Annotated in this window: 16 protein-coding genes; 2 read left to right on the forward strand and 14 right to left on the reverse strand. The window is 36.8% G+C overall.

Annotation, left to right across the window (positions count from 1 at the left end; translation table 11 throughout):
- Positions 1 to 8: 8 nt before the first annotated feature.
- The 7 genes from ACZ5L8_RS03580 to ACZ5L8_RS03610 all read right to left on the reverse strand — a co-directional run bounded on the left by ACZ5L8_RS03580 (position 9) and on the right by ACZ5L8_RS03610 (position 10862).
- The gene (locus tag ACZ5L8_RS03580; RefSeq protein WP_464439817.1) at positions 9 to 728 is read right to left on the reverse strand and encodes a membrane or secreted protein; all 720 of its coding nucleotides are present in this window, start codon (positions 726 to 728) and stop codon (positions 9 to 11) included.
- Between the two features lie 8 nt (positions 729 to 736).
- Positions 737 to 1471, reverse strand: coding sequence for a class I SAM-dependent methyltransferase (locus tag ACZ5L8_RS03585; RefSeq protein ID WP_464439818.1), 735 nt, complete (start codon positions 1469 to 1471; stop codon positions 737 to 739).
- Positions 1472 to 1604: 133 nt separating this feature from the next.
- Positions 1605 to 3029 carry an IPT/TIG domain-containing protein gene (locus ACZ5L8_RS03590; RefSeq protein WP_464439819.1) on the reverse strand — a complete coding sequence of 475 codons (1425 nt, stop codon included), beginning with the start codon at positions 3027 to 3029 and terminating at the stop codon, positions 1605 to 1607.
- A 94-nt stretch (positions 3030 to 3123) separates the two neighbouring features.
- Entirely contained in the window at positions 3124 to 4107 is a 984-nt protein-coding gene (locus tag ACZ5L8_RS03595; protein WP_464439820.1) for a DUF4973 domain-containing protein, read from the reverse strand.
- Positions 4108 to 4124: 17 nt separating this feature from the next.
- Positions 4125 to 6182, reverse strand: coding sequence for a RagB/SusD family nutrient uptake outer membrane protein (locus tag ACZ5L8_RS03600; protein WP_464439821.1), 2058 nt, complete (start codon positions 6180 to 6182; stop codon positions 4125 to 4127).
- A gap of 11 nt (positions 6183 to 6193) precedes the next feature.
- The gene (locus ACZ5L8_RS03605; RefSeq protein ID WP_464439822.1) at positions 6194 to 9571 is read right to left on the reverse strand and encodes a SusC/RagA family TonB-linked outer membrane protein; all 3378 of its coding nucleotides are present in this window, start codon (positions 9569 to 9571) and stop codon (positions 6194 to 6196) included.
- 157 nt (positions 9572 to 9728) lie between these two features.
- The gene (locus ACZ5L8_RS03610) at positions 9729 to 10862 is read right to left on the reverse strand and encodes a FecR family protein (RefSeq protein ID WP_464439824.1); all 1134 of its coding nucleotides are present in this window, start codon (positions 10860 to 10862) and stop codon (positions 9729 to 9731) included.
- A 163-nt stretch (positions 10863 to 11025) separates the two neighbouring features.
- Between ACZ5L8_RS03610 and ACZ5L8_RS03615 the strand changes: the two genes are divergently transcribed.
- The gene (locus tag ACZ5L8_RS03615; protein ID WP_464439826.1) at positions 11026 to 11592 is read left to right on the forward strand and encodes an RNA polymerase sigma factor; all 567 of its coding nucleotides are present in this window, start codon (positions 11026 to 11028) and stop codon (positions 11590 to 11592) included.
- Between the two features lie 78 nt (positions 11593 to 11670).
- Here the strand turns inward: ACZ5L8_RS03615 and ACZ5L8_RS03620 are convergent, their stop codons facing one another.
- Both ACZ5L8_RS03620 and ACZ5L8_RS03625 read right to left on the reverse strand, forming a co-directional pair.
- Positions 11671 to 12681, reverse strand: a complete 1011-nt coding sequence (locus ACZ5L8_RS03620) for a tetratricopeptide repeat protein (RefSeq protein ID WP_464439828.1) — start codon at positions 12679 to 12681, stop codon at positions 11671 to 11673.
- Positions 12682 to 12805: 124 nt separating this feature from the next.
- Positions 12806 to 13684 carry an RluA family pseudouridine synthase gene (locus tag ACZ5L8_RS03625; protein ID WP_464439829.1) on the reverse strand — a complete coding sequence of 293 codons (879 nt, stop codon included), beginning with the start codon at positions 13682 to 13684 and terminating at the stop codon, positions 12806 to 12808.
- A gap of 832 nt (positions 13685 to 14516) precedes the next feature.
- Here ACZ5L8_RS03625 and ACZ5L8_RS03630 point away from each other — a divergent pair.
- Positions 14517 to 14828 carry a GIY-YIG nuclease family protein gene (locus ACZ5L8_RS03630; RefSeq protein ID WP_464439831.1) on the forward strand — a complete coding sequence of 104 codons (312 nt, stop codon included), beginning with the start codon at positions 14517 to 14519 and terminating at the stop codon, positions 14826 to 14828.
- 610 nt (positions 14829 to 15438) lie between these two features.
- Here ACZ5L8_RS03630 and ACZ5L8_RS03635 read toward each other — a convergent pair.
- From ACZ5L8_RS03635 to ACZ5L8_RS03655, 5 genes are all read right to left on the reverse strand, one after another.
- On the reverse strand, positions 15439 to 15975 hold the full coding sequence (locus tag ACZ5L8_RS03635) for a hypothetical protein (RefSeq protein ID WP_464439832.1): 537 nt from the start codon (positions 15973 to 15975) through the stop codon (positions 15439 to 15441).
- 215 nt (positions 15976 to 16190) lie between these two features.
- On the reverse strand, positions 16191 to 16886 hold the full coding sequence (locus tag ACZ5L8_RS03640) for a hypothetical protein (protein WP_464439834.1): 696 nt from the start codon (positions 16884 to 16886) through the stop codon (positions 16191 to 16193).
- A 73-nt stretch (positions 16887 to 16959) separates the two neighbouring features.
- A complete protein-coding gene (locus tag ACZ5L8_RS03645; protein WP_464439836.1) occupies positions 16960 to 17535 on the reverse strand; it encodes a Crp/Fnr family transcriptional regulator in 576 nt (191 codons plus the stop codon).
- A 110-nt stretch (positions 17536 to 17645) separates the two neighbouring features.
- Positions 17646 to 17951, reverse strand: coding sequence for a hypothetical protein (locus tag ACZ5L8_RS03650; RefSeq protein ID WP_462598791.1), 306 nt, complete (start codon positions 17949 to 17951; stop codon positions 17646 to 17648).
- 105 nt (positions 17952 to 18056) lie between these two features.
- Positions 18057 to 20660 (reverse strand): AAA family ATPase, encoded by a 2604-nt coding sequence (locus ACZ5L8_RS03655; RefSeq protein ID WP_464439837.1) that lies wholly within the window; start codon positions 20658 to 20660, stop codon positions 18057 to 18059.
- Positions 20661 to 20749: the final 89 nt, after the last annotated feature.

A 20749-nucleotide genomic window follows, 5' to 3' on the forward strand; every position in this document is an offset into this window, starting at 1 on the left:
GAACAAAATTAATTGTCTAGAAGTCTTTTACTCCAGATCTCGTGAATAGGATCCCCTTTGTTTGAAAGGCCTTCATGATGCCAATTTCCATCAATAATATTATAGTTGAATTCAAGACTGGCGCCCACACGAGAATCGTCTCTAGAGAAGAATTTTATGTGCTCAGTATATTTGCCGTCAATGGTAGTGTAAGTCCCGCCACCGGTACCCATGAATTGCTTAGTTTCTGTATTAAAAGCTATCCATTGAAAACGCGTCCCCGAAAGTATTTTCATTGTTTTTCTAGGTCCGCTTGTGTCTCTTGTTTGCGTCTCTCCGTCGCGCACGCGGCCAGACATTAACCATGCGCCATTTAAATCTCCAGGAGTGCCATTATCAATTCTGTTGAAAATTATATCGTGTCCTACAATGCGGATGGTAGAGTCTGTCTTCACGATCTTAAAACTGATTTCTTTTCCTATCATTTCGGGATTAGAAGAATTAAATTCCACCTTCTCGGTAACGGTATCTCCATTGATAGCATATAGGCCGCCGTTTGTATTAATGAACTTCCCACTATCTACTTCATACGTAGCCACTGCTTGAAAATCATCAGCGAATATCACGACGCTTTTTAGACTGTTTCCGTTTGCATCAGCATGAATTGCTTGCCAAGCGCCCTCAAGCGATTGACTTTTCCCCGTAAGGGAAATGAAAGTGCAGAGTAGGAGTGATAGGTAGAATTTCATAATAAAAATTACTTTATGTCAAACAATTTAGGGATTATTTCAATGTCCTTTATTCTGTAAAGGCATAAAGATTTGTCTAGGTACTCACCATTGTTTTCAGAGCAATTTTCGTTAATGATGGCTATGGGTTCAGGGAATTGAAATGGCTTAAGAGCTAAATTTAAGGGTCGCCAATCGCCAGTGCATATGTCATAATTAAAATCACGATCTATAAAGGAGGTTGTGAGGAGATATTCGCAACCCGAGTTTTTAATATTATTAATAGACTTGTAGAGATCAGAATATGATAAATGCACAAAACAATCTCTGCATAGTATTAGATCGTAGGTGGGTAAAGGATCGTTTATTAGATCAATAACCTTAAAATCTAAGTTCTTTTTAGAGAAGGTATTTTTGTTTTTTATAATCAATTCATCTACAATATCTGCTCCCAGATATTGAATGTCTTTTAGATCTACGTGTTTCATCCATTTAAAATCTCCGCAAGGCAAGTCTAAAATAGATTGAATATTAAGTGAGCTTAAAAGAGAATTTAATTCTTCAATGATTGTTTCGGTTTGTGCCTGGTCAGAACCTCTACCAGATAAGCTTTCTTTTCCGCCCCAGTGATTGGTTTGGTAAATGGAGGTAAAAGTATCTTTTGGTGATTTTTTGTAGAAGACAGAATTCTTCTTTTTATAAGAAATTCTTCTTATCAGATCTTTGATTTTTATTGGCTTAAGTTTTTTAATGCTATTGATCATAGAAGGATCTGTTGCTTATTGTTGATATTAAATATAAATCTATTCTATTGAAGAGTAGGGGTGTGGAATTAAAAAAAAAAAGCCCGAGCTATACAACTCAGGCTTTATCACTAATGGAAAAATCTATGTAAAATTAGTCTTCTTCTGCGGCTTCAAGCGCGATCTTACGAATACGGTGATTCGCTTGATCTCCAATATAGAATGCTTTTTCTTCTTCATTGTACTCAATTCCTGATGGTCTATCAAATCGAGCTTCTTCTCTAAGATCACCATTAACATAACCCCAAGGGTCTGGATTGATACTAGAACTTCCACGACCAGCAAAGGTGGTAACACTACCTTCTGGGGTTAGCGTTCTAACTGCGTGGTTACGTTGATCTGTAAAGTAGAAGTCGTATTCATCAGGCTTACCTGCTTCAACATAATCCTCGTTTTTCACAAATACACCTTGATATGGGTTTCTTAATCGTACGCTAGAACCTACACCGTCTTGGTAACCTTCTCCTCTAAGTTGACCAGCAACAAGGTATGGTTGGTTAAATTGCTTTTTCTCCCAGTTATAATCACAACGTAATATATAATGTTGGTTGATTACAACAATATATGCGTAATTACCTGTAGGGTGAATGAATATTTTAAATTCCCAGCCCGGATCGTGGATCACAAAGAGGTTCTCATATTCTTTATCACCTAAACCTTCTTCAAAATATTTATTTAGATCAAAGCGGAAGAATTGACCTTTTTCATAACTATTAAAGTACATTTCTCCATTTACAGGATGAATTGAAGCTCCATTACATTGTCTGTATCTGGTCAATACTTCTCTATCTTGCCAATTCTGGTCTCTAGACAGTCTATACGCAGCTCTATCATTCTCACCACCACGGTCTTCTGCAATGATCATATATTTACCATCGTTTGTAAAATCAACACTACGAGGTCTGTCAAAGTCAGAACGTATCTTAGTAACGGTACTATCTGCAAAGTTCATCAGATAAAGACCATTATTAAAGTCAAAGGTTACATATAAATGCTTAGGATTTAGAGGATCAAATTTCATAAACGAAGGATTCCAAAATCCACTCGCCATTTCATTTTGGTTGTCTGATTTGAAAACGCCATCCTTCCATGGTTCATCACCACGGTCATTTTTATAGCCAATAACAGTGGATACAACCATCTTACGTTGATAATCAAAGTTTGTGTCAGATACAGCGCTTACTTGTCTTGTCTCTTCACCTACTATAACTTCAATATCTCCGCCAAAGGCTTGCTTTGGAACAAGGCAATAAAGTGAGTCACCATTTACGCTAATAACTACAGCTTCTTTGCCGCCTATAAATACCTTAACGATATCCTTATTTGTACCGAAATTTTTACCGTAAATCACGAGACGTTGACCGGCACCACCAGTTTCTGGCGTGAAACCTGATACAACTACAGGTTGTGAGGGATCAAAAGCGGGCATGGTTTCATCACCCGGATCATCACTTTTACAACTGTATAAACCTACACTCAGAAATGCCAGCATCAAACTAAGGATTTGAAATTTCCTCATATTAATTAGTATGTTTAAATACATAGTTTTAGATTTTTAATTCAATTTTTTATTAAGCTAAAGCTCTTTTTCATCGTTTGAAAACGCTCTGTGATTACCATTCAATTGCTTGGTCTTCATCTGGGATCTGGGTATTCAATCTACGTTCTAAGATCATTGATCCTGAAACTTTATAATTAATATCTACATTAGGAACCATCGTATAATCAGTAAACTGATAATCGATATTATTAATGGTTAGATATCTACGCAAAAGATAGGGGCGTACCTCATCCATCTGCTCGTTAAGAGAGTAACTAGCGTCCTTGTTTAACTGAAAATTCATTGCTGGATTATCAGCATACAGTGTTACTCCACCATTTTCATTTAACCTAGCATATATCTTATAGTTACCACGATCAGTACGATCTTCATCTATATTACCGGCATAGAAAAAGATTGTGTTTTCGTCTACAACATAAGTCTTGATCTCAGACTTTACAATAGGAGTTTCATCCTCATAACCTTCCATCACCGTTTTAAGAGCAGTACCACTATAAGTTCCAGAATAATCATTAAATGGATTTATTCTTAAAAGCGCCTTACGATAGTGCTTTCTAGGATTAGCGGTATAGTTATAAGAAGGATCATCTTCAATTGTTATAGGTAGTACCCATTTATCAACCATATCAATATCCTTTAAAGTAAAATTGATGTCAAGCATAGAAGTATTCTCGCCAGCACTTATTTGTACTTCAGAAGGAAAACTATAGTATTTGCTGTCTAATTCTCTATAATAGAAATCAGTGCGTGATTGAAAGCGTTCATAATTTAGGTCTACAAGAGTGTCAGAGTCTACAGCAACATGAACTGTTCTGTTCTGATCATTTGTTGTTGATCCACTTACCACTAACGGTTGTTCAAATGTAGTACCCTCATTTGCTCGATAGCGCACATAAATATCACTAACGCCTTGGTTGTTTATTGGAGCTTTAAAAGAAACAAATTGTTCAAATTGTTCATCCGTCCACTCATCATTACAGGACCCCAATACAATAAGCATTGCAAGTGCCACAAATAGTTTTATAACTTTATTCATAATGCTTTATGTTTTTATTAATCATTGTAATTCCAACCTGGGTTCTGAGTAAGGCGTTTATTACGCTTTAGCTCCTCTAGACCAATAGGCCAAAACCACATTTTATCTGCAAATGTTGACTCAAGAGCCCATACAGCAACGGGTTGATGAAAAAGATCTCTTTCCTCCTCGTTCATAAGAACATTACAACCATATACTGGTAAAGCTTCTTCTTCATCAGCATCCATCCAGCGACGTAAGTCATAATAACGTTGCCCCTCTGCAAGAAGTTCTATAAAGCGCTCACGCTTTAATCTCTTTCTCATCTCATCTTTACTAGCATATACAGATGATGGATAGTCAGGCACTCCAGCACGAATGCGCACAGGATGAATACCTTTTTGCATTTCTGATATATCTCTAGAGATTGTGTAGCTACCGCCATTCCATGCTTCTACATTGTATGATCCATCTAATTCATTTACCGCTTCCGCGTAAAGTAGTAAGATATCTGCATAGCGAATAGCAGGTTCTGGTTTAAACACGATGTTACCTATTTGTCCGCCTTCATAGGTGTCATTAGGGTGAACATACTTTTTAACCCCAATACCCGTTCTTAACCAGTAGGCATTCGATGAGTTAAAACCATTACCCTTTGGATTATCACGGTAGTAAAATACCTGCTGATTACGGTTACGCTCTTGAGATTCATTCAATAGCGGCCAGAAACTTCCGTTAAACGCTACTGAAGCATAAAACCTTGGTTCACGGTCAGCATATTGCATATGAACTCCTGGAAGTAAAGGTCTATGAAGTCCAGCATCATAATCAGCTTGAGTAACATATCCTGAAGGACGATCAGATCCATCTCCTCTTCCTATTTCCTTGTCTTTCCCAGGTACATCTTCACCATCATTCATATAGTAAGCATCTACAAGTTTCTGTGTTAATCCATGAGTATTCCATCCAGTAGCAGATCTAGGTAACTGATGCGCAACCATTGCTCTGATACTTTCACCATCTTGATTGTTACCTCTAGAAAAGATCAACTCAGGGTTACCTGAAACTGGTAATGTTCCGTCAAAGACTCTAGCATAAGATTTTTCTGGATCTATGTTAGACCAGCCAGAAGGCCATGGACTCTCAGAAAAGTTACCATCTGCAGGTGGTACAACAGTTGCTTCATCACCTGTTTCAATTACAGGCACAGTATAAAGTTCGTAGATACCAAGTTCCATAACGTCTCTTGCAGCTGCTGCGGCTTTGGCCCACTTTTCTTCATTGTAGTCTGGTGAAAGAAGAAGATTTCCTTGATCATCAGTCAATCTTGAAGCAAAATCAGATGTATTACCATTGGCAATTGGGCTAGCAGCATAGATCAAAACTTTAGCACGTGCAGCTAGTGCTGCTCCCACTGTGGCTCTTGCTGATGCATCCTGACCACGAACCATTCCTAAAACTTCCATTTCTTGGGCAGCAAGCTTTAATTCATCAGCAATGAAAGTAGCGCATTCTTCATATGTACTACGTGGTATTGCAAGATCATCATAGCTGTCAGAATAGTCTAAGCCTTCATCTGGCAAAAGAGGTATAGGTCCATACTTACGAAGTAGTAACCAGTACATATATGCTCTGGCAAATCTAGCCTGACCTCTATAATCCTCTATTTCTTCATCAGTCATCTCTTCATTCATATAGATGTTTTGAATAAAGGTAGAAGCGTTACGTATACCACGATAGCATCGGGTCCAGGTACCTTGCTTTGCATTTTCTCCATACTCTCCCATCTTAAAGTTGTTGTAGGAAAGCTCATTTTTTGATGGATCATAATCGCTATCACGATCCCCATAGTACATGTCATCTGCAAAGTTATGAGGGGTTACACCCTTACTAGCAACATCTGCATTGATGCCTCCTAGTTCCTCATAAACGTTTGCAAGCCATTCTTCTGAATATACCTTACTTTGAAAAACCTTTTCTTCTGTAAGGCGATCTCTAAAATATCTGCTGGAATCTAGGTAGTCGTCAGTACATGACGCTAATATTCCTGCTCCAAATACAACAGATAAAACAGTATAAAATATTCTTTTTGTCATTTCTTTTTCTTTTACAGATTTATACTAATTCCCATTGTGTAAGATTTCGCAGGGGGATAATCCTCTCCTCTAGGAGTAGCAAGTTCTGGATCCCATAGCTTAAACTTAGACCACGTTACCAAGTTAGATCCAACAACATATAGTCTCACATTTTCAAAACCAACTTTATTGATCAACTTTTGAGGTAGATTATAGCCTATTTCTAAGTTTTTCAAACGTAGGTAGCGACCATCTCTCAACCAGAAGGTTGACTGTCTAAAGTTATTTGGGTTTGGCCCAAAACTAAGACGAGGATATGAGGCATTAGGGTCTTCGGTAGAAGGATCTCCTGAGATATCAGAATCTATCCAACGATTATCTCCCATAATACCTTTCATTACTTGTCCCCATTCTCCTTCGCTAAATGCATGAACGGTTTTTCCGTATGTAGAGAAAGTAGATTTCCCTGCTCCTTGAAATAAAACACCAAGGCTGAAACCACGCCAGTTAGCGTTAGCACCAATACCATAAATAAGGTTTGGTCTCTGAGTAGCACCTATAGCAACAATGTCACCATCGTTAATAACACCATCACCGTTAACATCCTTGTATTTGATGTCTCCAGGTTGATATGTTCCAAATTGTTGTGCAGGACTATTTCTAATATCATCATAATCTTCAAATAGACCTAATGCTACAAGCCCTCTAGATTGATTTACACGGAAACCTTCTTGGTTTTGATAAGGATAAACATTGTTTTGTTCATCTCTTTCTACAATTTCGTTCTTACTGAAGGTAATGTTACTTCTAGCAGTAACAGTGAATTCTCCAAATTGTTTTCTGTACTGAAAGCGTCCGTCAAAACCTCTTGATCTAACCTCTCCTACGTTAGCTCTTGGAGTACTTTCTAATCCCACAATAGCAGGAAGGAAGTTTCTTTGCATATAAATTCCAGAACGTTCTTCATTAAAGAAGTCCATATTAGCAGTAATTCCTTTAGTCTCAATATCAAAACCAAGGTTTTGCTTTGTTGCCACTTCCCAAGTAACGTATGAGGATGCAACTTGAGAATATCTCATTCCTCCAAAATATCTGCTAGATCCAAAGTCTGCCCATTGATAGCCACCTACTTGATCGCCATCTCCATTACGTATTTGACCAATTGTATATAAGTATGGGAAGCGTTCACCACCAGCTAACTGGTCATTACCTACTTTACCATAAGAATATCTGATCTTAAATAGTTTTAACCAACTTAAGTTCTTCTTAACGAACTCTTCTCCGGCAATGTTATAAGCACCTGAGATCGCAGGGAAGAAACCGTATTGCTGTCCTGGAGCAAAGTTCTCTGATCCTGTATAACCAAAGTTAAAGTTTAAGAAGTAACGGCTTTTGTAATTATAGTACACACGTCCTGCTAATGCTTGGTTTCTTCTTGCGATACCATTCTTGATATCTCCACCTAAAGCCACTGTCTGAACGTAGGCATCACGAGTAAATCTAAGAGCACCACCAGTATTGTGGTCGCCAAATGTTCGATCATAAGAAAGCATAAGATCGTAGAACTCTAATCTATTTCCTGTAGAGTTACTAGATTGAGCCAATTCTTGTGGTCCACTGATCTGTGAGAAAACAAGATCTCCATTTGCATCACGTGCACGTGCCGCTCTCCATTGCTCAGGCCACTTACGACGCTGAATATTATTTACGTTTTGAATATCATATCCTACAATACCTCTCATACGAAGTCCAGGAGTGATGAATTTAAAATCTTGTTCTATGGTAACGTTAGTTTGTACCTGATTTACCCAGTTTTCATTAAAACCAGACTGTGTAGCCATAACCCATGGGTTGGTTTGATTACCAGTACCAATAGCAGGAACATAACCATTAGAATAAAGTACAGGAGTACGAATAGGTGAGTACCCGAAGAAAGATCCCCAGAAATCAACATCTCCTAGACCTGGACTATTTCTTTTACTTAGTGATCCTGCAACACCTACTTTGGCGATAGTAGTTTCAGAGATGTTGAAGTCTGCATTAAGACGATAGTTCCAACGGCGATAGTTTGCATTTGTATTATAATCGTCTTTAAGCGATTCATCAATATTATACATACCTCCTTCATTGATATAACTACCAGAAACGAAATATCGCGAAGTTGGACCACCACCGCTCATGTTAAGGTTTGCACGGTAAGTCATTGCTCCATCCTTAAGAAGTAGATCTTTCCAGTCAACATTAGGATAAAGATCGGGGTCTAGACCTAGTCTAATGATCTCAAGTTCTTCTGGTTGGTATATAGGAGCCTCGTTACGCGTGATACGAGATTCGTTGATCAAACTAGCGTAAGTAACACCATCTTCAAATTCAGGAGTTATGGTACGCGTGTTATAAATAAATTCGTCTTTAAAGTTGATCTTGATCTTTCCGGCGCTACCTCTTTTTGTTGTGATAAGGATTACACCGTTTGCACCTCTAGAACCATACATTGCAGTTTCAGCAGCATCTTTAAGTACCGAGATAGATTTAATATCTTCTATATTCAGATCGTTAAGGTCACGCTCAATGTTATCTACAAGTACAAGAGGACTAGTACCTCCACCAAATGTTGAGATACCACGGATCCAGAATTCAGAGATGTTTTTACCTGGTTGTCCTGATTGCATCATGGCCATGATACCTGGTACATTCCCCGCAAGGGCATTAGAGATACTTGCTGTAGGGTTTTGTTTCATATCATCTACATCTACAGTAGAAACTGCACCTGTAAGTGATATTTTCTTTTGTTTACCAAAACCTACTACAACAACCTCATCAAGGCTAGCCGCATCTTCTTCTAGGAAGATCTCGAATATGTTCTTTTCGCCTACAGGCACCTCCTTTGGAGCATAACCTACATAAGAGATAACAAGAATAGCATCACGGTTCTTTACATCAATGGTAAAGTCGCCCTCAAAGGTTGTAACGACCCCATTGGTGGTACCTTTTTCTAAAACGGTAGCACCTGGTAGAGGAAGGTTATCTGCAGCAGTAGCTACACTTCCTTTAAGCGTTATAGTTTGCTGTATTGTTGATGTTTTTGGTTTGCTTATTGGTGCTTCGCTTTTCTTCTTAATCGTTATAGTATGATCTGAAGTTAAGTCGAAATTTACGTCAGCCAAGTCGCTAAAACGTTTTAGCAGAGTACCAACATTTATTTCCCCCTTAGTAAGTTGGACATCTGGGATATTCTCAAATAACTTCTTTGAATAGATGAATCGGTAATTGGTTTGCTTTCTGATCATATGAAAAACATCATCTACACTTGCCATCTGATCTTGCGATACGACAATACGTTCTTGAGAGAAAGATGTTTTTGCAGAAAACCCGAATACAGTAGTGCAAAGTAAGAATATCAATGTTTTCATAAGCAACAGCAACAGTTTCCGATATAGGAAATGTGAATTGGGTAATTTAATTTTCATAAATTTGTTGTGTAATTGTTAGTCTTAATTGTCTAATATTTATCCCTGAGAGAGACGAAGTTAAGTCCATCGCCAAATGTTTGACTTCGTTCTCTTTTTCTTATTCTATTTTTACCTCATTTTTTTCGATTTTGTAGTTATTTATTATTCCAGTGTTTTTGATTTGGGTTAATATTTCTTCTATTTCCTGATTTTTGCTCAGGCTTCCTATAAATTCTTCAGTCTTTATATCCTCATTTTCAATCTTAAACTCTACATCATACCATCTTGAGAGTACTTTCATGATCTCAGACAAGGGTTTATTGTCAAAACTGAAAACTCCATCCTTCCAAGACGTCTCATTATAAATATCAATCGTTTTCGTAACTATGGCTTTTTTATCAAAATCATACTTAGCTTGCTGACCAGGAGCAAGAACCTGTTCTTTGTTATTTATCTTAAGGTTTACTTTTCCTTCCACTAGTGTGGTTAGAATATCACTGTCATCTATATAAGCCTTGATATTGAACTCGGTTCCCAACACTTTTACTTCTTGACCGCTGTTATAAACCATAAAATCCGATCCCTGGTGCTTTGTTGATGGAGAAACATCAAAATATGCTTCACCATATACAAGCTCCACTTTACGTGATTCTTTTGACCTAAAATTTGTAGGGTATTTTAATCGGCTATCAGAGTTTAACCAAACTTTGGTTCCGTCTGACAATGTGATCATGAATTTTCCCCCTCGAGGAACAGTTAAAAAGTGATAAGCAATTTTACCTGTTTGCCCATCTTTATCATTGTCATACTCTAGTTGAGTACCGTTACTCTTATAATTCTCTTCTTGAAAAACTTCTTCTTTACCAAGTTCTACTTCAGAGCCATCAGCGAGTGTCAATGTTGCCTTATCTGTCCCTACTTTAATCTCCTTCGATGAAGGAGACGATAAATTTAAGGTAAAAATAACATTTATAAAATAATAAGTTCCAAATAAAATGATTATGGCTGAAACTGCCGCGGCATATTTTGTTAAAATTTGACGTTTTTTATTCAGACGTAATTTTTGTTTTTTCTGCAGCGCAGATAGTAGTCTATTAATGGCTTGTTCACTATTAGGATCATTCACGCTATGCGTAATAGAATAGTGGTCTTTTAAAAAGCACTCAAACGTTTTCTTATTTGCCGGTACTTTACACCATTCAGATAACATCTCCAGATCATCTGCAGTTGCAGTGCTGGTGATGTATCTCATTATCGCTTGCTGAATTTTCTCAGTCATTTATAAATACATTCTTTGCTAGTAATTACAACTCAAATTTTCGATACCCTTGTTTTGATTAACATTTTTTTTAATTTTTTATATGTTTTTTTTAATATTAGCTAATAAATCGATTTATTTATTATCTTTCTCACATATGTATAGAGATCATTTAGTTCTTATTGAAAGCTTAAAAAGCGGGGAGGAGTCTGCCTATGCCTACCTTTTAGGGCTTTATCATAAGCGCTTATTTACATATGTGTTGACGTTAACGCATGATCATGCGGTTGCAGAAGATATTATTCAAAATGTGTTTTTAAAGCTTTTTGAGTATAGAGATCGTTTGCAACCAGATCAATCTCTTCAAAATTTTCTCTATAAGAGTTGCTATAACGAGTTTATTAATCATTATAAGAAGAACAAACGTCTTACTTATTTTGATAAAGTATACCTAGAAACAATGGAGGCTGTTATTAACAGCAACGAGATCAATCTCCTTGAGAAGAAAAAGGAAATGGTCTTTGAAGGGGTTTCTGCTTTACCTAATAAATGTGCAGAGGTCTTTATATTAAGTAAAAGAGAAGGTCTAACAAATATTGAGATCGCTGAGTATCTCAACCTTTCAGTAAAGACGGTAGAAGGTCATCTTACTAAGGCCTATTCAATTCTTCGGGAGCATCTAGGGCCTAAGATCGTGAGTTTCTTCTTTCTCTCGTTTAAGTAAAGGTATCCTTGTATTCTCGTTTTGGCTTTAAGCCAAAAAATCTAACCCAGATTAGATCTCACTTAACTAAACCAAAGCTTACTCTTCTGCAAAATAATCTTGAAACTTAGTAGTCTTCTCAGGATTTTCATCAAACCACGCTCTAGCTTCTTCGCCTTGAGACAGTGACATATAATAACTAAGCTGCTCAATAATATCTGCCTCTACAAAATCTGAAAATGAAGGTACATAGAAATTCCACCAGAAGTCGTCGTTGTTGCCTTTTTTGTCTAAGCCTGCTATCGTACTGAATATGGCTTGATTCCTTTCAGCAAATAACTCTAGATCTGTTTTGTCTTCATTACCTTCTGCAAGGTTTGTGGCTTGCTGCATGCTAATAAGAAGTTCTGCAGCGCTAAATGATGAATCACCGTCAAATGCGATACTCACATCTATATTCTTTTCATCTTTTTTCTTTACACCTTGCTTTAAAAGTTCTAAAAGATCTTCATATTCAATGGCCGAACGCTCAGAATTTGGTTCAAGAAGCAAGAAGTAATACAAAGATAATAATGCCTGTACTCTTTTATTTCTTTTACGCATCACATCGCTAAGCACTAGATGGCTACTAGCATGATCTGGGTTTATTGTAATTCCTTTGATCAATGCCTCTTCTGCTTGATCTAGCAGATTCTCATTGTAACTGGTCAACCCATAATTGTAATACAGCAAATAGTTTTCAAATTTTGCCATTCCCTCTTCATAGGTTTTAAGCGCTTGCAGTGGCTGCCCCAACATATCTTCAGCGCTACCCATAACGATGTAGCAGGCTAAAGCACTTTTGTCATCAATGGCAAGTGACTTTTTACAATACTCTACCGCTTTTTCATACTCGCCTTTTTCAAAGTTAGAATAGGCGATCTCATAATACACATCACTTACATCTGGATCAATAGCCATGGCTTTCTCGTACTCGGCTATCGCTTTGTCATACTCACCTGCATCATGAAAGGTGATCCCAGCTTTAAAGTGTTCATCAAAACTTCCATCTTGAGCGCTAAGCAAAGCACAAGTAAAAACAAAACCAAGGGTAAGTATAATTCGCTGCATAGTTATGATCGTATAAATTGTAACGTTAACGAATATAATAATTTATTGCTATTGTTTTCGGTTACTAGTTATTGTGTTTTAAGTTTTTTGGCTTTAAGCCAAAAGAAGAAATACCAGATCTCGCTTATCCCAAAAGTGTATCTACATCAAAAAGTTTCTTGAACTTTTTAGGAAATGGAGCCGCTATCACAATATGATCCTCAGTAAATGGATGTTTAAAACTCACCGAATATGCATGAAGATAAAGTCCTTTGCCTTTGAGAAGTTTACCTTCAAGATGATAATCTCGATCCCCCAGAATAGGATTGCCTAAACTGAACATATGTTTGCGCAACTGATGTCTCCTGCCAGTAAATGGCTGAAGTTTTACCAAATTCAATCGCTCAAATCGCTCTGAATTTATTGAAGCGATTACATCGTAAGTTGACGTTGATTCTTTATCATCAACAGGGCGATCGATCGTGCCGCTTACTGGCATTTTGCCAATGGTCACCGCATAATAGGTTTTCTGAACCTTTTTGTCTTTAAACAATTGGTTAAGCGCTCTAATACTGCTACTGGTTTTACCGCTAAGTAAAATTCCGGTTGTGGGATAATCTAGACGATGCACCGGTTGCGGAATGCACACATCTTCTAAACTGCTCGCTTTAAGATTTTGTGATAGGGCATTAGCGATCGTCATAAAACGGTTACCACTTACTTTTATGCCTGCGGGTTTATCTACGGCTGCCAGATGATCATCTTCATAGAGTATATCTAACGCCAACTTGAGTTTGGTATCTTCTACTGTCTGCTCTGGGATGCTGAGAACGATTTTTTCTCCTCCAAAAATATAGGTAGCCGTACTGCCTATGTTTCCATCAACGGTTATTTGGCGCTTTTTAATAGCCTTCTTTAAAGCCGACTTGGTTGGTACAGCATGAAAAATATCTACTCCATATTCCTGAAGCCGTAAAGGTTTTGTAAGAAAGGTAGCAATATGTGTTTCGGTAATTCCAGCCATAGCATTATATGCCTGCAAATTTAGTATTCTAAACTGATTTCAATCAATGAACCGAATTCAACGGACGTTGAGCGGAGCCGAAACGGGAGAATACGAGTATTGCTTAATTATAGAATTAGCAAATTAGCGAATGTGAGAATTAGCAAATGGGATCACTGCAAACTGAGACTGAAAACTGAAAACTGAACTTTTCACTTCGACTCCGCTCAGTGAACGAAATTCAACGTACGTTGAGCGGAGTCGAAACGGAAGTGGTTCGGAAAGTATTTATTTTCAAACTTCTTCATGGTTCTTTTTTAATGTATTAGTATTGGCAACATTGATCATTTCACTTCGACTCCGCTCAGTGAACGTAATTCAACGTACGTTGAGCGGAGCCGAAACGGAAGTGGTTCGGAAAGTATGTATTTCGAAATTTCTTTATGGTTCTTTTTTAATGTATTTGTATTGGTAACATCAACTATTTCACTTCGACTCCGCTCAGTGAACGGTATTCAGCGTACGTTGAGCGGAGTCGAAACGGAAGTGGTTTAGAAAGTATTTATTTCAAAACTTCTTCATGGTTCTTTTTTAATTTATTTGTATTGGTAACATCGATCATCTCACTTCGACTCCGCTCAGTGAACGAAATTCAACGGAGGTTGAGCGGAGCCGAAACGGAAGTGGTTCGGAAAGTATTTATTTTCAAACTTCTTCATGGTTCTTTTTTAATGTATTAGTATTGGTAACCTCGATCATTTCACTTCGACTCCGCTCAGTGAACGTAATTCAACGTACGTTGAGCGGAGTCGAAACGGAAGTGGTATAATATGAGTATTTATTATATTTATATATGTCTGACAGAAAAGGGTATATGTATATTTTAGAATGCTTTGATGAAACCTATTATGTAGGAAGCACAATAAATATTGAGAAAAGATTGAGTCAACATCAAAATGGAGCAGGAGCCAATTATACTAAAAAAAGATTACCGGTTAAACTGGTTTACTTTGAAGAATACTCTAAAATTTCTGAAGCTTTTAGCCGTGAGAAACAAGTACAAGGATGGAGCCGAAAAAAGAAAGAAGCGCTCATTCAAAGTAGAACACAAGATTTGAATAAACTCTCAGAATGTAAAAACGTTTCTCATTTCAAGAATAAATGAATATTATCAACGCTACTTATTAATAAGAATACTAACCTTTGATCATTTCACTTCGACTCCGCTCAGTGAACGCGATTTTAACGTACGTTGAGCGGAGTCGAAACGGAAGTGGTTCGGAAAGTTTTTATTTCAAAACTTCTTCCTGGTTCTTTTTTAATTTATTTGTATTGGTAACATCGATCATTTCACTTCGACTCCGCTCAGTGAACGCGATTTTAACGTACGTTGAGCGGAGCCGAAACGGAAGTGGTTCGGAAAGTATTTATTTTCAAACTTCTTCCTGGTTCTTTTTTAATTTATTTGTATTGGTAACATTGATCATTTCACTTCGACTCCGCTCAGTGAACGACATTTTAACGGAGGTAGAGCGGAGCCGAAACCGAAGAGGATATGTATTGTTCAATTAGCAAATGAGGGAATTAGCGAATGGCAAATACTGCATACTGCGACTGCCAACTGAAAACTGAGACTGAAAACCGCGACTGCCAACTGAAAACTGACTTCAGCGTACGTTGAGCGGAGCCGAAACGGAAGTGGTTCGGAAAGTATGTATTTCAAAATTTCATTTATGGTTTTAATAAACCAAGCCGAAACCGAAGTAGTTTAAGACCTATCTCTTTGTCATATAATGAAACTCTCGTTCCAGGTCGTATTTCATTTTCTTGACACTTCTGCGCATGATGAAGTAGGGGAGTCCAAACATAAACGCACCATGAATAAGAATAAATGGAAGCGCGAAGGCAAGCCCACTGCCATTATCAGTGTCTGAGCTTAAGAATGTAACGACTAATGTAGGATAAATGATCAGTGCAAATATGAAGAATGGTATAAATAACTTCCTGAAGCCATTGATCTCAGTATGAATGATCAGGGTTTCGTATTCTTGTTTAAAAGTACCTTTCGCAATAGCGAAATTAGCATTCCCACTAAATAGCTTTTTCCTGCGCTTGATCTTAAAATCCTGAGGACCTACATGTCCTTTAAACTCATTGTCTGTGGTAGAGAACACATCAAAGGTGTCTGAAAAAATACCTAGAGAACCCTCATCCACATGTTCTCTTAGTTTAGCAACAAAGTCTTGCTGTTGCATCTCAACGCGCGTGGTAAGCGTTTGTATGAGTTTTAGTTTCTTAAGAAGGTCGTTCATTGTGAGAGTAGAAGATAACTGGAGCGAAAATAACTAAATCACATCTTTTCCTTTGAGAATAAAACTAAAAATAATCTCACATCACTACAGCCTTAAATTCTAAAATTAGGTCAACGACTAATACCTCTTAATAAGGACCATTAAAAGCTGATCCTATGATTAACTGGTTTAATCAACACATCATTCACGCTAGATAGTATATATCACACGCATGCCTAGCGATTATCTGAAGTGTTCTTATTACGGACTTCCTGCAATATTTTGATACTCGCTAAATGCGAATAAAGAACAATGGGTACGATAACAGCAGGAAGCCAAACTAAAGGAAAATAAGTTACACCAATATTGGGCTGGTCAAATGCGAATTGCTGAATAGGTGTTTGAGCGCTTAAAACCGCTATAGTCAAAATATTAATTAACAGTCCTAGGCAAATAAAATTCCATAGTAAAAGCCCCTTTTTACTAATCCATTTTTTCACAAATATCGCATAGTACATTATGGGTGCTGAAATGCCTGAAAGAATATCAAAGTTATAGCCATCAAATGTCATCAAATCAGGTATAAGGCCTTCGATAAAAACATAAAACAATACGATCTCAACAGGAATCCTTACCGTATGTAATAACGTCAACCACCTTAAATGCTGCTCATTGTGAACAGTTCTATTTCTTGCAAGCAAGAAATAGACAATAACGAAAAGGATACCAGGCCCCAAAAGAAAAACAAACCTCGGCGGTATCGAATTTTGAACGCGGTAAAATCCTAAATATCCCAAGATCCCCACTACAGCCATCCAAATGAGAATACCTGCAAGTTGCTTGCTACTCTTAGTGATTTTATAAAAACACAATAAAGTAGCTAAGGTTGTAAAAATGAACACTAGTTGTATTGAAGTAGAAATTGCGGCCATGTCTCTTAAACTTTAAAGCAAAGTTCAATAAGTGACATTGCATTCCACTTGACAAAAGGCAATTAATAAAAAGCTACAATTTTTTACGTAATCTGCTCAGAGTGCTATCAGTAACACCCAAGTACGAAGCAATGTACTTTAGTGGTGCATAGTGTAGTATTTGAGGTTTTGTTTTTAGAAGATGCTGATACCGCTCTTTAGCGGTTCTGTTGATCATCCCATAGTTCCTGCTTTGAGAAGCAATAAATTCTTTTACTAGAATAGCTCTTCCAAAATCTCTGAAAGCTGGTTTATTATGAAATAGTGTATTTAGTTCTTCATACGAAATTCGAAACCCTTTACAGGGAGTAATAGCTTGTATATATGCTTCTGAAAGGGTTCGATTAAAGAAAGAAGTAATTTCAAAGACAATGTTATTTTCGGTAAAGAAATCAGTGGTAACTTCTTCACCTTCTAGGTCGTAGAGAAACGTACGCATTAATCCAGTTTCTAGGTAGAGATAATCATCGCTTACTTCATTTGCCTTTAGCAAATAGTCTTTTTCCTCTATTTCAATGGGATGAAAGCTTTTTGCAATTTGCTCAGCATCATCTTGTGGAATAGTGACAACACTTAAAATAAAGTTGACTAACGACGCTCTATTGTTCATTGTGTCGAGTTTACTTTTTAATACTAACGCTATCGGCTATTAGCAATGAATCCCGATTAGCAATTCAGCCACATTGAGCTATTCTCAGTGATAGTTAAAGGTTTCTACGATCAACTTCCTGCGGCTAATAATATACCTATACCGGCGAAAAAGAATATGATTAATACGATCCCAATTAAGGAAATTATAAGACCAGCGATCGCTAAACCATTTGGCTTTTTAAAAATACCTATGAATGACAATACAAGTCCTAGAAACCATAAGATCCAACCCAAGATTGGGACCCATCCCAGAAACATTCCTAAAATGGCTAGAATAAAACCTGCAACTCCAGTACCATTAGAATTACTTTGTTGCTGTATAACAATGGTTTGTCCACCATTATTTTCCCGATTGTTTGTGTAATTTGGTGTCAATAGTTTGAATTGATTTGTAGTTGTTTTTTTTAAATTACTTAGAACTCTTTGGCTCTACTCAGTTACCTGAATGGCATTGCGTTTAGGTGTTGTTGTATGCTGGCTTTATGTCTTTTTAAATTTTCGAATTTTACTTCTTAACGCTTCATATCTTTGAATTTCTTCATTAAGGTTTGAAGGTTCTGGTTTCATGTACGCATATTTATCACTATGTGTATGGCCTTCCATGTATCTGCAACATTGAGCAAAACTTTCAAGAAGTTCGTTTATTAATTCTTCGTCAAAATTGACACTAGAAAGACTATCAACGCTTACACGTTCATTGTATCGCTGAACGACATTTTTAAATAAGTCATTAATTACTAAAACCTCATAACAAGTACGTAATGCAGTGAATCCACTTTTAACTAAAAATTCTCTTTGAGAAGGAGGACACTCGGCTTTATTGGCTTCAGAGTATAGCTTCTTTACTGGCTCAGCATTACGATAAATTTTTTCATACGTAGGTGAATTTCTTAACCATACTTGACCTGGGTTGCCGTTTCTATTTTCAATCCAATGGCACTCGTGAGTTAAAGATTTGTCTTGAGCATAATTAAGAAGACAAGAGACAAAAACTAAATCATGAGTAAATACGAGTACTTGTTTAGTTTCTGAAACTGAAACGAGCCTACTGGCAATTAAACTCTTTCGTTCTTCATCAAGCGAGTTAACAGGATCGTCAAGAATGATTCCTCTGTTAATCGTGGTAATATTGGTTTCTGCAATAAAGTCAGACAGAGCAATTACTTTTTGTTCTCCCTCACTTAAAATTGCAGAAGGGTCATTGCCTTTAAGAAGAAGTTGGCGGTTGGATTGTGCATCTGAACTTCTTGCATCTATTTCAATCCCAAACTTTCCATTTAGTTTTTCACATTCATTATTAAATTCGTTGATATAATCGGTGTTGAAATATTCTTCGGAAAGTCTCTTTTCAGTATCTGTGGATGATTTCTTTGTTGCCCGTTTATTAAACTGGTTGGCTTTATTTACCCATAGCAAGTTTTTATGTAGGGATTCAATATCTGGGTATCGAGCTTCCAGTTTTTCTTTGTGAGCTAAATAAGTTTTCGTTTTTAACAGTTCGCCAAGTTTTTTGCTCTGCTCATCTTCTTCAAACGCTTTAATTTCTTTTTCTACTATTTCGCTTATGGCATCTAAAGCAGTTAAATCTAGTTGAACTTCAGCTTGCGAAAAATCCTTTTTTTCAGTGATATTTGTTACAAGTATTTGTCTTAATGTTTCTTGTTTCTTTAGTTCAGCTTTTAAATTATCTAAAGCCGTCTCGTACCTGTCTTTTAACCAATTGGCTAAAGTGTCTGTTTCAGGAAACTGATTGAAGTTTAATTTTTCGTAATCCACCTTAAACTTTGCAAGCTTTTCATTAGCAGTCTTAGCTTCTTGTTCAGCAACACTTTTAATGTAAGCCCAATAGCCACTAATTAAGCTTTTAGGAACATCATCATTAATTGCTTGGTGACACAATAAGCAATTGTCACCAATTGAAGGGTATTCACCTTCCTTTTGAGTAGAAGCAAATTTTGCAGCCGCTTCTATGAATTTTTTCCATTCTGTAGAACCAATATTTTCAATTTTATCTGTTTTGAATTTTTCTATGCCTTCATTTTTTGCGGTATCCTCTTTGATTTTACAATTGGTAATTCCCTTAATTACGTTATTTAGTTGGTCTTGAGCAAACCAAGTGTTCGTATTTACTAAATTCTGTTTTCGAGCTGCTAATTGGGCTTTTATAGTCTGCAACTCTTTCAATGCCTTGTCTTTTTGAGCTAAAGCAATTTTTAAATCATCATATTCTTTGTCTAATTGAACTTTTCTTACTTTTTCCTCTTCGCTATAAGGTAAATGAGCATTTAAATCTAGAAGTCTTGAATTATGCGAAAGCTGAATTAACCATGTTTTGATTTCAGATTCTCCTTGAAAAATATCATCATCTGTAAAGGGATTGGCAATATTTTTAGATTGAATTTCAATATTTAACTTGCCATTTAATCTCTCTAATGCAGTATTAAATTCATTAAACAATTGCAATCCAGCAGGACGGAAGCTAAAATCATTTCTTAAGCTAAGGTGTTTTTTCCCTATATCTCCATCAAAAATTGCAAACTGATTAAAAATTCCATTATCGATGTCATCAGGATATTTCAGAGGAATATTAATTCCCTCCGAAGAAAAATTAAAGGTTGCTGCTATTGCTTTGTGTCCGGAATCAATGTTGATGTTAGGAAGAATGTTTTCCTTATGTTTGGAATAAAATACGTTTTTTAAAAGACGAACATAACCAGATTTCCCTGCACCATTTTTTCCATATATGATGGTCAAATTTGGTGTTAGCTCAATAGTTTGATTTTCAGTAAGAGCATTAACCCCTTCAACTTTTTCAATCGAGTCAAAAGACAGGTTTTCTTTATAATCGTCAGAGGCATTTGGGTTGTATGAAATAGAAAGCTCAGGTTTATCAGTTTCTCCTTTAAGACCTAACTCTTCTAACAAATAAGAATAAGCTGATTCAATTATAGATTCCGTAATTTCATTACCTGCTAAAATTTCAGAACAAAGGTATTTTGCCCAATATGGTTGATCTTTTACAAACGCTTTAACTTCTGTTTCAAGCGTCCTTAATTCTTCTATTGGTTGTTTGATTTCTTCCATATGCTATTTTTACCTTGCATATAACGGCTCGGCTATGCGTAGTGAGGGAATTTAAGGCACTTCACTGTCCGCCTACCGAAAAGTTATTT

The organism is Leeuwenhoekiella obamensis, from assembly GCF_055391795.1.

Coding starts and splice junctions, on each gene's coding strand:
- ACZ5L8_RS03615 (WP_464439826.1), top strand. CDS start 11,026: ATGTATAGAGATCATTTAGTTCTTATTGAAAGCTTAAAAAGCGGGGAG.
- ACZ5L8_RS03635 (WP_464439832.1), bottom strand. CDS start 15,975: ATGAACGACCTTCTTAAGAAACTAAAACTCATACAAACGCTTACCACG.
- ACZ5L8_RS03640 (WP_464439834.1), bottom strand. CDS start 16,886: ATGGCCGCAATTTCTACTTCAATACAACTAGTGTTCATTTTTACAACC.
- ACZ5L8_RS03580 (WP_464439817.1), bottom strand. CDS start 728: ATGAAATTCTACCTATCACTCCTACTCTGCACTTTCATTTCCCTTACG.
- ACZ5L8_RS03645 (WP_464439836.1), bottom strand. CDS start 17,535: ATGAACAATAGAGCGTCGTTAGTCAACTTTATTTTAAGTGTTGTCACT.
- ACZ5L8_RS03600 (WP_464439821.1), bottom strand. CDS start 6,182: ATGACAAAAAGAATATTTTATACTGTTTTATCTGTTGTATTTGGAGCA.
- ACZ5L8_RS03630 (WP_464439831.1), top strand. CDS start 14,517: ATGTCTGACAGAAAAGGGTATATGTATATTTTAGAATGCTTTGATGAA.
- ACZ5L8_RS03625 (WP_464439829.1), bottom strand. CDS start 13,684: ATGGCTGGAATTACCGAAACACATATTGCTACCTTTCTTACAAAACCT.
- ACZ5L8_RS03620 (WP_464439828.1), bottom strand. CDS start 12,681: ATGCAGCGAATTATACTTACCCTTGGTTTTGTTTTTACTTGTGCTTTG.
- ACZ5L8_RS03590 (WP_464439819.1), bottom strand. CDS start 3,029: ATGAGGAAATTTCAAATCCTTAGTTTGATGCTGGCATTTCTGAGTGTA.
- ACZ5L8_RS03585 (WP_464439818.1), bottom strand. CDS start 1,471: ATGATCAATAGCATTAAAAAACTTAAGCCAATAAAAATCAAAGATCTG.
- ACZ5L8_RS03595 (WP_464439820.1), bottom strand. CDS start 4,107: ATGAATAAAGTTATAAAACTATTTGTGGCACTTGCAATGCTTATTGTA.
- ACZ5L8_RS03610 (WP_464439824.1), bottom strand. CDS start 10,862: ATGAGATACATCACCAGCACTGCAACTGCAGATGATCTGGAGATGTTA.
- ACZ5L8_RS03605 (WP_464439822.1), bottom strand. CDS start 9,571: ATGAAAACATTGATATTCTTACTTTGCACTACTGTATTCGGGTTTTCT.
- ACZ5L8_RS03655 (WP_464439837.1), bottom strand. CDS start 20,660: ATGGAAGAAATCAAACAACCAATAGAAGAATTAAGGACGCTTGAAACA.